Annotated in this window: 11 protein-coding genes; 4 read left to right on the plus strand and 7 right to left on the minus strand. The window is 29.8% G+C overall.

Annotated features, from left to right (window positions below; genetic code table 11):
• Positions 1-140: 140 nt before the first annotated feature.
• From HNV10_RS08360 to HNV10_RS08375, 4 genes are all read left to right on the plus strand, one after another.
• A complete protein-coding gene (locus tag HNV10_RS08360) occupies positions 141-308 on the plus strand; it encodes a hypothetical protein (RefSeq protein ID WP_173300881.1) in 168 nt (55 codons plus the stop codon).
• A 15-nt stretch (positions 309-323) separates the two neighbouring features.
• Entirely contained in the window at positions 324-1,454 is a 1,131-nt protein-coding gene (locus HNV10_RS08365) for a hypothetical protein (RefSeq protein ID WP_173300882.1), read from the plus strand.
• Between the two features lie 38 nt (positions 1,455-1,492).
• Positions 1,493-2,524: a nucleotidyltransferase family protein gene (locus tag HNV10_RS08370; RefSeq protein ID WP_173300883.1), complete on the plus strand. Its 1,032-nt coding sequence runs from the start codon at positions 1,493-1,495 to the stop codon at positions 2,522-2,524.
• A 247-nt stretch (positions 2,525-2,771) separates the two neighbouring features.
• Positions 2,772-3,347, plus strand: a complete 576-nt coding sequence (locus HNV10_RS08375) for an outer membrane beta-barrel protein (protein WP_173300884.1) — start codon at positions 2,772-2,774, stop codon at positions 3,345-3,347.
• 83 nt (positions 3,348-3,430) lie between these two features.
• Here the strand turns inward: HNV10_RS08375 and rlmN are convergent, their stop codons facing one another.
• The 7 genes from rlmN to HNV10_RS08410 all read right to left on the minus strand — a co-directional run bounded on the left by rlmN (position 3,431) and on the right by HNV10_RS08410 (position 13,390).
• Positions 3,431-4,471, minus strand: coding sequence for a 23S rRNA (adenine(2503)-C(2))-methyltransferase RlmN (gene rlmN / locus HNV10_RS08380; RefSeq protein ID WP_173300885.1), 1,041 nt, complete (start codon positions 4,469-4,471; stop codon positions 3,431-3,433).
• 92 nt (positions 4,472-4,563) lie between these two features.
• Complete coding sequence (queA, locus tag HNV10_RS08385; protein ID WP_173300886.1) at positions 4,564-5,613, minus strand: tRNA preQ1(34) S-adenosylmethionine ribosyltransferase-isomerase QueA; 1,050 nt, start codon at positions 5,611-5,613, stop codon at positions 4,564-4,566.
• Positions 5,614-5,680: 67 nt separating this feature from the next.
• Positions 5,681-6,910, minus strand: coding sequence for a 3-phosphoshikimate 1-carboxyvinyltransferase (locus HNV10_RS08390; protein ID WP_173300887.1), 1,230 nt, complete (start codon positions 6,908-6,910; stop codon positions 5,681-5,683).
• A 36-nt stretch (positions 6,911-6,946) separates the two neighbouring features.
• Positions 6,947-7,273, minus strand: a complete 327-nt coding sequence (locus HNV10_RS08395) for a nucleotide pyrophosphohydrolase (RefSeq protein WP_173300888.1) — start codon at positions 7,271-7,273, stop codon at positions 6,947-6,949.
• Between the two features lie 2 nt (positions 7,274-7,275).
• Positions 7,276-9,228, minus strand: coding sequence for a transglutaminase domain-containing protein (locus HNV10_RS08400; RefSeq protein ID WP_173300889.1), 1,953 nt, complete (start codon positions 9,226-9,228; stop codon positions 7,276-7,278).
• 169 nt (positions 9,229-9,397) lie between these two features.
• Positions 9,398-11,437 carry a transglutaminase domain-containing protein gene (locus HNV10_RS08405; RefSeq protein WP_173300890.1) on the minus strand — a complete coding sequence of 680 codons (2,040 nt, stop codon included), beginning with the start codon at positions 11,435-11,437 and terminating at the stop codon, positions 9,398-9,400.
• A 45-nt stretch (positions 11,438-11,482) separates the two neighbouring features.
• Positions 11,483-13,390 (minus strand): DUF3857 domain-containing protein, encoded by a 1,908-nt coding sequence (locus tag HNV10_RS08410; protein WP_173300891.1) that lies wholly within the window; start codon positions 13,388-13,390, stop codon positions 11,483-11,485.
• Between the last annotated feature and the right edge of the window lie 119 nt (positions 13,391-13,509).

The raw sequence follows: 13,509 nt of genomic DNA on the forward strand, positions 1-13,509 counted from the left end.
ATTAGGGCTAGAAGGCGATTTTTATAGGTTTGTAAGATTATTACCTACCAAAAAAATAATTTTTATGTAAACCTTTTCGTATTTTACTATAATAAATAAAATAATTTACTATTTTTGAACTCAAATTTAGGGCTAAAGCCATGAAGAAAGATAATAACAAAGACAAGATTACACGTAAAGAAGCCATTTCTAAAATGGGAAAATATGCTGCATTAACTGCGGTAGGAACATTTGTAATATTAAATCCTCTAAAAGCTCAAGTAGCATCTCAACCTGCTGACCCAGGAGGAAATCCTTTCAGTAATTAATATTCAAGATTTATTTTGAACAATAGCTTATCACCAACTTATCAAAAAAAGATAGGTGATATGTGGTTATTGTGGTTTGCAGTATCTAATAGTTATAGTATTGTAGATAACGAATTTAAAGTTATTTTAGATTCTTATTTAACAGCAGAAACAAAGAAAAGCTTCGACCTCTTTATTACAAAGAAATACCCATTTCAAAATGCCTCTGTAATAACGGATTCAATTGAAGATTATTTAACCCGAAGTAATATTTCTATTTCTAAGGATGAAACTGAAAAAGTCCAACTTGATACTTGCTATAAAAATATAACAAAGCTTTACGCGATTAACAAAAAAATAATTAAAGTTAATTACGATTCTGAGCTTGTATTAAAAACAATTCATCCATCTATCGCTTATACTTCGATAATAACAAATGATTCTGTTGATACTACCTTTGATATCTATTTAAAAAATGATATTTTATATTTATTCCAAGAAAATTTATTAATTACAAGTGCTCCTAAATTAGAATACCACAAAATTCAGGGTAAATTTATAATGCAACTGCTTTGCACTATTCACAATAAAATTGAAAGTGATTGGATTGGTTCATTTCATGGATCAACCATAACCGACGGTAACTCTTCTATTTTAATGGTTGGTGAATCTGGAAAAGGAAAAAGCACACTATGTGCACTATTAACCGCAAATGGATTTAACTTGTTAGCAGATGATGTATCACCAATGTTATCAAAAGACAAAGCTATTTATTATAATCCTGCTGCTATTTCAATAAAAGAAGGTGCTTTTTCAATACTTGAAAACGTAATAGATGACTTTAAAGATTTACCACCAATACTATTTAATAAACAAAAAGGTACTTTAAAATATTTACCTTGTATAAAGCCAGAGCAATCGCATTACCCTTGTAATGCTGTAATTTTAGTAAACTATAAGGAGAATTCTAATACAATATTAACAGAAGTATCGGTTAAAAGGATGTTAGAAACTATAATTCCAGATTCTTGGTTATCACCAAAGCCGTATCACGCAAAGCAATTTTTAGAATGGCTTTCTCATATTAAAGTCTACGAACTTACCTATAGTGATATTAAAGATGTAACTAAGAAAGTTTCATATTTATTTGAATCACTGAGTAAATAGTTATTATAATATTTATATTACAAGTAGATTAGTAACTTATGAGTGACTACGAAAAAACTTACAAAGACATTGCCGACATTTTAAGTTTTAAAACTTTAAATAGCGAGTTAGAACACAGACTAAATGACTCTTCATATAATTGGGATGGAATAGTTGTTGAAGCTAGTAAAAGTCTCGTACTTCCTGCAGTGTATTGCAGATTAAAAGCGCGTAAACTTCTACATTTATTACCTAAAGAATTAACTGTTTATCTCGAAGAAATTTCTACCGTTAATAGAAATAGAAATAAGTCAATTTTAAAGCAAGTATTATTTATTTCTAAAGTTTTAAATGACAACAATATAGCGCACGTATTTTTAAAAGGAACTGCACTATTAGCCGCAGGAAAGTACAATGATATAGCTGAACGAATGGTTGGAGATATTGATATTCTTGTAGAAAAATCTCAAATTCATGAAGCCTTTGATATTTTAAAATCAAGTGGATACAATAAGACATTTGGATATGCATACGAGACTAAACATTTTAGACATTTGGATAGGCTAATTTCTGAAGATGAACTTGCAGCCATCGAAATTCACTCTGACTTACTTATTAAAAAATTCCGTCATTTAATTAACCTTTCTACACTACTAAAGACTAGAGTGATTATTAATAATGTAGCGATACCAAACTCGTATTATTTAAGTTTGCATCAAATATGGAGTTGGCAGCTTAATGATAGAGGGCATTATTACAATTTTCCAAGTATAAAAGTTTTATATGATGTTATTGTTGTTAATTCCCATAAGGACAATGATTTTATTTCCAATGTTTTAAAACTCAATTATGGTCAATCGTTTTTAGAATTAGGAAAGTACTATTTCAAGGAATTTTCGTTTATTACATCTAATACTTACATGAAGTATATTCGATATTCTCATAAAATAAACATGACGTACAAACCTATAAGAATAACTTTATTAATTATTAAATCATCTTTATATAACATTGGGAAGCGAATACACCTTCTAATTACAAATAGAAGTTATACAAAACACCTTCTAAACAAGTTATTTTCAACAAAATAAAAAATGTTTATTGAGTTTTTAAAAACATAAGACAATCATTTGCGAAGCTTGTTTTATATTAATTCCCTTACACTTTTAAGTAAAATAACCAAAATTAATGTTGACTCTTAAGTTTTTAGCTAAAATTAAGCCTGATTTAATAACTATTTCCACCAATTTTTAAATTTTTTATGAAAATTATGTAAAACTTTCCTTCATTATTTGTTTTATAATCCATAAAGTTTACCTTTGGACAAATTATTTTAGCATGAAAAAAATATTTTTAATTGTATTATTAGCTTCATTTAGTTTATCATCTTTTGCTCAAAGGAATAATGATGAATGGCATTTGAGCATCGGTTTTAATGCAATCAATAGTTTAGGATCTCAAAATCCAGTTTACAAGCCGGGAGATTGGACTTTTGAATTTCCAATTTCAGCAGCGGTTGAATTTAATTGGTCTGAAAAGTTCGCAATAGAACAAGCTATTACTTTTAATGGTTTTGCAGAAGGGGCAGAATTAGACGAGGCGCCATTTCAAGAAGTAGAAAAAGATTACAACTATATTTCTTTTGATACACATGTCAAATACTACTTTGGCCGTGATATATTTCCGGACGATGACTGGTTTGATTTTTATGCAAATGCTGGTATTGGCTTTTTTCATATAGATGAAACTAATATATCTCTCAATTTAGGTGGTGGTGTTTTAGTTTGGTTAAATAGAAACAGAAGTTTTGGATTAAGAGCTCAAACTATTGGTAAATTTGCATTTGATCATAAAGATAGTGGATATGATAATAACCACTACCAATATCATTTACAAGCTATATTTAAATTATAATACTTAATAAACTAAGTATAAGATAAAAAAAAGAGAAACAATTATATAATTGTTTCTCTTTTTTTTATACACGCTTTTTTTATCTAACCCTTATTAGCTAATTGACCACAAGCAGCATCAATATCCTTACCTCTACTGCGTCTTACTGTTACCGTTATGTTATTAGCTTCGAGAATATTTACATACATATCTATTGCCTGCGAATGGGCCTGTTGAAATTCACCATCATCAATAGGATTATACTCTATAAGATTCACTTTACTTGGTGCAAATTTGCAAAACTCTACCAATGCTTCAACATCTTTACGCGTATCATTAATGCCATCCCAAACAACATACTCATAAGTAATTCGGTTTTTCGTTGCTGCGTACCAATACTCTAAAGCTTCTCTTAAGTCACGTAAAGGAAACGTTGCATTAAATGGCATTATCGAGGTACGTATTTCATCAATTGCGGAATGTAATGAAACAGCTAATTTAAACTTTACATTATCATCGGCCATTTTCTTTATCATTTTAGGCACTCCAGATGTAGAAACTACAATGCGCTTAGGTGACATACCTAATCCCTCAGAAGATGTTATTTTATCAATAGCCTTTAGAACATTATTATAATTCATAAGAGGCTCTCCCATACCCATAAACACAATATTACTTAAGGGTCTGTTATGATACAATCTACTTTCATTATCTATTGCGACAACTTGATCATAAATTTCATCTGGATTTAGATTACGCATACGCTTTAACTTCGCAGTAGCACAAAATCTACAATCCAGACTGCAACCAACTTGAGAAGAAACACAGGCTGTTGTTCTAGAAGCTGTAGGAATCAAAACTGATTCTACAATTAAATCATCGTGTAAACGTACAGCATTTTTTATTGTTCCATCAGAACTACGTTGCATTTGATCTACCTTGATATGATTAATAACAAAGTTCTCATCAAGCATTTGTCTTGTTTCTATAGAGACATTAGTCATGTCTTCAAAGCTATATGCTGACTTTTTCCATAGCCACTCATACACCTGATTTCCTCTAAAAGCCTTATCTCCTTGCTTTACAAAGAATTCTCTAAGTTGCTCTTTTGTTAGGGCTCGTATATCTTTCTTTTTTAGCTCCATTAGATACAAAAGTAATTAATTCAATTTAGGTTTTTATCTAGTAAAAAAAAAGCCTCTATTAAGAGGCTTTAAATAATATTTAATATTCTTATTTAGATGATTAACATTGCATCTCCATAAGAGTAAAACTTATACTTCTCTTTCACTGCTTCTTCATAAGCCTTTTTCATGAAATCATGGCCAGCAAATGCTGAAGTCATCATTAACAAAGTTGACTTAGGTGTATGAAAGTTAGTAATCATACAATTTGCAATACTAAAATCATATGGAGGAAAGATAAATTTATTAGTCCAGCCCTCAAATTCATTCAATCTTCCATTTGAAGAAACCGAACTCTCTATAGTACGCATAGATGTTGTACCTACGGCACACACACGTTTTTTATTTTCAATTGCTCGATTTACAATATCTGCAGCTTGTTTTGAAATAAAAATTTCTTCACTATCCATTTTGTGCTTAGATAAATCTTCCACCTCAACAGGGTTAAACGTACCTAAACCAACATGTAATGTTACTTCTGCGGTTTCTACACCTTTTATTTCTAACCTTTTTAATAAATGTTTAGAAAAGTGTAAACCAGCTGTTGGTGCTGCTACAGCGCCTTCTTTTTTTGCATATATAGTTTGGTAACGCTCAGCATCTTCTGGCTCAACCTCTCTATTTATGTATTTTGGTAATGGTGTTTCTCCTAGTTCAGTTAATTTGGTTCTGAAATCATGATAAGAACCATCATATAAAAATCGTAAAGTTCTTCCTCTAGAAGTTGTATTATCTATTACTTCAGCAACCAAAGTTTCGTCATCGCCAAAATATAATTTATTACCAATTCTTATTTTACGTGCTGGATCTACTAATACATCCCAAAGGCGTTGTTCTTGATTTAATTCACGTAATAAAAACACTTCAATACGTGCTCCTGTTTTTTCCTTATTCCCATATAATCTGGCAGGAAAAACTTTAGTATCATTCATTATCATTACATCACCTTCGTCAAAATAATCAATAATATCCTTAAAAAGTTTGTGTTCTATAGTTTGCTTTTCTCTATTAAGTACCATTAATCTCGATTCATCTCTGTGTTCAGCAGGATGCTCGGCAAGTAATTCATCTGGAAGGTCAAAACTAAAGTGTGATAATTTCATGTATTTTATTTTTTTTCGAATTGCAAATATACAATCTCAACATAGGCCTTGTCAAGTAAATGACAGTTTATTTTAAATTGAACCCAATAGTTCTAAAATCTTCCCAAAATTGAGGATACGATTTACTTACTACATCAGCATTTTCTATCATTATTGATGTCTTAAGACCTAAAGGAGCAAAAGCCATTGCCATTCTATGATCATTATATGTAGCGATTGTTATGTCTGCTTTGATAATGCTTGAAGGTTTAACATGTAAAGTAGCATCGGTAATAGAGATGTTAGCGCCCAACTTTTCTAATTCCGTTTTTAACGCCACTAAACGATCTGTCTCTTTAATCTTTAAAGTATGTAAACCAATCATATAACACTCTATACCTAAACCAAATGCTGTTACAGCAATAGTTTGTGCTATATCTGGTGCGTTTTTTAAATCTAATTCAATCAATGTTTTTGAATCTATTGCATCTGTTTTTTGAAGGGTAATACTTTGGTTAGAATAATTAGTACTAACTCCAAAACTTTTATAAATAGTTGCTAAAACAGAATCACCTTGTAAACTAGCCTCTTTATAAGATGCTATTGTAATTTTAGTACCCACATCACTCATAGCTATTAAACTATAAAAATAAGATGCAGAAGACCAGTCAGACTCCACAACAAGGGTTTGTGGTTCAATAGGTTTTATTCCAGGTTTTACTGTGATTATATTACCAATAAAACTTGTTTCAATACCAATAGAATCTAACAAACTTAGAGTCATTTTTATATATGGAACCGATGTTATATTACCTTCTAAAGTTAATTCTAAACCGTTTTCTAGTTTTGAAGCAATTAATAGTAATGCAGAAATATATTGACTACTCACATTGGCTTCTAATTTTACTTTACTTTTTATAAGTTTTTTACCCACTATTTTTAAAGGAGGAAAACCGTCGTTGTCTAAATAAGTAATATCTGCTCCTAAAGTTTTTAGTGCTTCTACTAAAATTTTTATTGGTCGTTCTTTCATACGAGAAGAACCTGTTATAGTTACTTCTCTATTCTCTTGAATTGAAAAATAAGCCGTAAGGAATCGCATTGCAGTACCAGCGTGGTGAATATCAATTAATGCGTCTTTTGATGCTAAAGCTTTCTGCATCAATTTAGAATCATCTGAATTAGATACATTTTCTATTTTAATTTGTGGATATAGTGCCTGAAGTAACAACAAGCGATTAGATTCGCTCTTTGAACCCGTTATCTTTATCGAAGAATTTTGATGTTGAATTTTAGATTTAGCAATATAGATATTCATTAGTTCTGCAAAAATTGGTAATTATTGATTGCAAATCTACTTTAATTTATCATTACTATGATGACGATTGTGATCTCGTTTTGCTTTTTTATCCATCTTTTTATCAAAAGCTTCTTGTAAATCTATACCAGTTTGATTTGCTAAACACAACACCACAAACATAACATCAGAAAGTTCTTCGCCTAAATCTTTGTCTTTATCACTCTCCTTTTCACTTTGCTCACCATAACGTCTTGCAATAATGCGTGCAACTTCCCCTACTTCTTCTGTTAACTGCGCCATGTTAGTAAGCTCATTAAAATAACGGACACCATGTTCTTTTATCCAATTATCAACTTCCTTTTGCGCGTTTTTTATATCCATAATTAGGCTTTTGTTAATACAACTTGTTCGGCTTGTTTTTCGACAATTTTACTGTAAAAGTCTTTAAAATCCTTGTAATCTTTTGGCAAAATTAATGGATTAACTATATCTAATTCCACTTTTAATTGTAAAAAACCACCATTTTGTTTAATGAGGTATGTAAATTTTACGTTGGCATCATTAAATTCTAATGCCATTGAAGTAGGTAAAGATTCTACAGAATAACCTTCTGGTAATTTAATATTCACCAAGTACTTATCTGTATAAGGTATTATAAAATCTATAGGATATTGACGTTCTTCTAATTTAAATGGGTTTTCTTTTATTGCAAAAAACAACAATGGAGCAAAATAGATTTTATCTCCTACTTCATCTATACCATCTGATAATTCATATTGGTAACGAAGCGATATAGGTTTAAATGCATCTTTTATATTTTTTATATCAAGTTCATTAATTTCTATAGCACCTTTGTCTTTTTCTATTGATTTTATCTGGTCTTCACTAGTCATTGTAGCATACTTGTCTCTAAAAAAATACGCTACATAATTTGTGTGATTGCTTGCAACTTTTCCTGTAACCGTAAAATCATCTTCTATTGTAACATTGTGCATTGTAGACTCCACAGACTTTTTATTTGGTTTCATATTTATCCAACGAGAGACATTCTCATTTTCTATTAATCTACCTTGCCAATTTAGCACACGTTGAGGCAAAATGTTATTTGTACTATATTGTTCAGTTGCATCAATTAGTAGCATTTTTCCATCGCTTTCAACACTACAAATTACATAATTTAATCCTTCACGAGAAGGGAATAGAGGTATACCATTATCTCTAGTGCTTAATATTACTGGATTTGCCTTAACTCCTTGAGAACGTAACATAGAAATTACCATTAAATTAATATCGGCATCGTTACCTTCTCCATTCTTATATGCAGAACGTACTCCGTTCTGAGCGTATTTTCCATACCTTCCATTCCATTTAACTTTAGATTTTACAAAACGTTCAACTAAAATTGCCTTTTCAAAATCATTCTCAACACCTGCTAAAACAGCTTCTAAATCATCCTTATAAATACTATACTTTCCTAACTGCCCTCCAAAATTTTCACTTTTATAAATGGTTTTAGAAACCTCTTCCCAAGAAGATGAAAATGTTTTTTCTATAACTTTATTGGCATTTAAATATGCTGTAAGCTCCATAGCCATTTTACTTCTATAATTGTTATAATTACCAGAGTAAGCTTCTTCTCTTAATGCGGGAATATCAACTTCATCTATAGTTGAAATATTAATCTTATAATCAAACGGAACTGTAGTGTTTTGAGTAGATTCAACTAATTTTGGCAAATAACTAGCTTGAAAATTATATTGTTTATTATAGATGAAATATTCTGGTGTAGCAATCCTAATATCTAATTTATTTATAGGAATACTATACTGAAAAATTATATCATCTAAATCATATCTACTTGAAGTTATTGTGTATTGATATTCGATAACTGTACCTTCTTTAACATTTGGTAATGTAAAAGAATTTACATCAGTATACTCACTATACTCTTCCACAAATTTTCCATCGCTTTTTAATTTGTCTTTTTCAACTTTACCATTAACAAGATTATATGAAAAACCTTTTAATCCATATAAAGATTCTTTTTGACCTGTTCCTTTGTACAAATACACTTTGTGAGTTGCCCAATCAAAACCTTCTTTGTTATAAATTTTTATGCGCTGATGTACTTTTCTCTCTTGCTGAAAACCTTGATTGGCTACAAACCTAAAATTGACAGTTTCATTTCTATATAAAATAGCAGCGGATGTTGCTGAATCTTTTGAGTGAAATTTTTCTTGTAATTCAGCTTTTGAGACTTTGCCAAAGTTAAAGTTTTGAGCATTACCAAAACTTAAAGCGAATACGATTGTAAAAAAAATAAATAGTGATTTCATAAAGTACTGATATTGTATTTAAGACATACTTGTTTTATAATTACACAACAAAAAAAGTTAATATCACATTTATACTATTTTTAGTTTGTTGTGCTATTTGATTTCTATAAGCTCTCAAGGTCTCATTATTCCATTGATTGTTTAATTTTAATAGAATATAGCTTTAGAGTTAAGATTTAATTAAAATAATTTGTTCTGCCTGCTTCTCGATAATTTTACTAAAAAAATCTTTGAACTCTTTATAATCATTTGGCTGAATAAGCGGATTATTAATATCTAATTGGGCTTTTAATTGGAGGTATTTTCCATTTTGTTTAATTAGATATGTGAATGTTACATTTGAATCTTTAAATTCTAGACCTTCTGATTTTGGTAAGGATTCAACGGTATAACCTTCAGGTAGCATTATATTTACCATGCTTTTTTCTGACTGAGGAATTACAAAATCTATAGGATAAAAACGATCTTCTAACTTAAAAGGGTTTTCTTTAGTCGCTAAAAATAAAAGAGGTGTAATGTAAAGTTTATCACCAACTTCATCTATTCCATCTGACAATTCATACTTATAATTAACTTTAATTGGTTCTGAAATATTTTTAACATTTTCAATATTTAATTCACTGATTTCAATATCACCTTTATCTTTTTCTAAAGATTTAATATGATCTTCATTAGACATATTACTATATTGGTCTCTATAAAAATAAGCCAAATAATCAGTAAGACTTTTTGCAACTTTACCTGCAAGTGTTAAATCTTCATTGATAGTGACATTTAACATTGAAGACTCTGAAGATAACTTACTAGGCTGCAAATTAATCCATCTAGATTCTTTGTTATCATATATTAATCTACCTTGCCAATTGAGTACACGTTGGGGTAATATATTATTAGAACTATTTTGTTCCGTAGCATCAATCAATAACATTTGGTTATCTTTTTCAACGCTACAAATCACATAGTTAAATCCTTCTCTTGTAGGAAAAAGCGGAATCCCATTATTTCTGGTACTTACCAAAACAGGGTTTGCATTTACACCATGAGAACGTAACATTGATACTACCATTAAATTAATATCAGCAACATTTCCTTTACCCTCTTTATAGGCCGATCTAATTCCATTTTGAGCATATTTTCCATAACTACCATTCCATTTTACTTTAGATTTTACAAAATTTTCAACTAAAAAGGCTTTTAAAAAATCATTTGTTACATCGGCTAAAACGGCATCTAAATCGTCTTTATAAATGCTAAAACCAACTAATTGACCACCAAAATTAGGGCTATCATAAATAGTCTTTGAAACTTTTTCCCAACTTGTTGCATAAGATTTTTCTACGATTCCTTCTTTTGACAATCTTGCTTCTAATTCTAAACTTAACTTAGCTTTATAGTTATTAATACTACCCGAATAAGACTCGGCTGTTAATGATGGTATATTTGCTTCGGACATTAAAATAACGTTATCAAAGTAAGATATTTTCTTCTGAGATATTGTTGAGCCGTTTCCTAATTGATTTATTCCAGATGTTGGTGTATTATTTGAAACTCTTTGAGAAATATTTGCTGTTTTATATTCCTTCTTTTCAGTATAGTTAGGTATAAAAAATGCCTTAGAATTTAAAATCTTTTTAAAACTATAAAATTGCGGTGTTGAAATTTTCACATCAAGTTTTTTTACTGGAATACTAAACTGAAGTTCCACATCATCTATTTCTATAAATGGTGATCTTTTTATATACCTATATTCTATAATAGAGCCTGCTTTTACATTTGGCAAAGCAAAAGAGCATATAGAGTATAAATCTGTTGCTTTCTCAGTAAAAATACCTTCATTTTTTAATTTAACTTTTTCAATTTTCCCATTTTCTAAATTATAAGAAAAGCCTTTAATACCTTTTACCGTCTGGTCGCTTCCTGAATTTCCTTTATATAAATATATTTTTTCTTTAGCCCAATCTAGCCCTTCCTTATTATATATTTTTATTCTCATAATAACTTCCTTTACCTGAGTAAAACCGTTATTTTGACTGTACTCAAAACTAACATTCTCATTTCTATATAAGATTGCAGCATTAGCAGATGAATCCATTGGATATATTTTTTCTTGCAACTCTAATTTTGAGACTTCCCCAAACTTATAATTTTGGCTATTTATTGAGTTTAAACATATAACTGCTAAAATAATAGTATTTAAAAAATGTTTCATTAATTTGATTTTTACCTAATTGTATTTATTTAAATGCTTAAAAAGTTATAAAATATTCACTAAAACAATTTTTGCTTTATCGTTCTTAACTATTTGTTTTCTAAAAGCCCTAAAGGCTTTATAATCTTCTTTCTCATAGTTGCCTTTTAATAGAATATAAGTCCTCGTATATTTTATTTTATTATCCTCTAAAGCTTCAAGTTTAAATTTGTAGCTGCCAAACTTGGTTTTAATTTCCTTTGAATCCGTCATAGCTTCAACTTTTAAACCTTCTGGAAGTTGAATTATAAACTCGTCAATATCTTTAAACGCACGGTCAATTTTAAACTCTAATTTACGTTCTGTGTATCGAGGTGGAATGGTGGTCACTTTATTAAAAATATTGGGCTGAAATATAAGGCGTGTTCCACTTTTTGAAGCATAATTTACAGAAGACAACTTAACGTTCTCGTTATAAACAATATCATCCTTATTGTTTATAATATTAATATCATCAATTGTTAAATTATTGATATTATCCCAATACTCCTTGTAATGCAATTGCTGATCTCTTTTGGTTTTGTTCTCTATTCCTTGATGAATATCATATTGAAATCCTGTAGTCTCAATACTTACTTCAGCAGAAAAACTACCGGTTGCATCCATTTGTATATTGGCTGTTGTTCTTTGAACACTATCATCTACACCATAAATCTTTGTATGAACAATTTCACCGCCATCTGGTTTTACCAACAATACCTTTCTGTCATCTGTAAAACCTGCGGTAAATCCAAAAGGATTTGTTTGACTGGTACACTCTAAAAAAATATTTTCATTATCATTTGGAACGCATAAAATAGCATGATTTCCTTGAGCTGTAGAGAACTCACTATCTATATCTCTTAATCCTCTACCTCCATAAACTAAAGTATAATATGACGGCACATCTACCGCTTCTAATAATGCTTTGGTATAATTAGTTAATCCTTTACAATCTGAGTAACCTAATTTATCGACATCATTAGCGAACATAGGTTTCCAGCCACCAATACCAACTTGGATACTTATATAGCGTGTTTTATCTTGCATATACTTGTATACTATTTTGGCACGTTCTATCTTATCATCTACTCCTGCTGTAAGCTGTTTGACATGATTTTTTGTTTCTTCTGGAATATTATCTGTACCTGTCAATAATTTGTCATACATCCATTTTCCGTAGTCACTCCAATCATTATTATCTCCCTCAACACCAACCATTGCAAATTTTTTGAGTGCAACTTTATAATGTGGAATCATATTTTGAAAATCTGGTGTATAAGCTTCATATTTTATTCCTTTGATATTATCTGCGACAAAATGATTTTCAGACACTTCTTGAATATTGTAATTACCAAAATTTTCTTTTTTTGTTTTAAATTCAACTCCTGCTGTATTAATTATCTCATACTCCGAATGCTGAATACCCAAATAATACCCGTCAATAGGATACCAATTTGGAAAAAAAGCAGTACTTGTATAAATTATTTCAGACGTATACTCAACAGTATATGGGTATTTTAAAGGAACATAATCTAAATATTTAACACGGTCATCTTCATAAATTGAAAAATCACTCACAGCACTGACGTCCACAAAATCTCTCTTTTTTACTTTTTTAATTTCTTCTCCAAACTCATTATAAATAAGAGCCTGCATTTCTTGGATATCTCTAGTCCCATCATAATAAGCAACAGCATTAACATGTCGTTTTCCACTTTTATTATATACCGTTGTAATTCGTTTATTGGTAACTTTTATCTTATTTATACTTAAAATATGGACTGTTTTTTTCTGAAATCTAACAACCGCATTTGCCTTTTCTTTTAACTCTACAGGAACAAGTAATGCACTATAAACATCTGTTGATTGTGAAAAGCTAAAAATAGAAATAAGTAAAAAAAAGGAAACAAGCGTAGGTTTTATTTGTGGCATGTGTAGAAAATAGTTTTTTTTAGGTGCTACAATATAAAAAGTAAATTTTATTCTGCATATGATTTTTGTCATAAAATTCCTATATCTCGTCTTTTTTAGTAATTCTAACGCATTGTATA

The sequence above is a fragment of the Winogradskyella litoriviva genome (assembly GCF_013249065.1).
GTDB classification, from domain to species: domain Bacteria; phylum Bacteroidota; class Bacteroidia; order Flavobacteriales; family Flavobacteriaceae; genus Winogradskyella; species Winogradskyella litoriviva.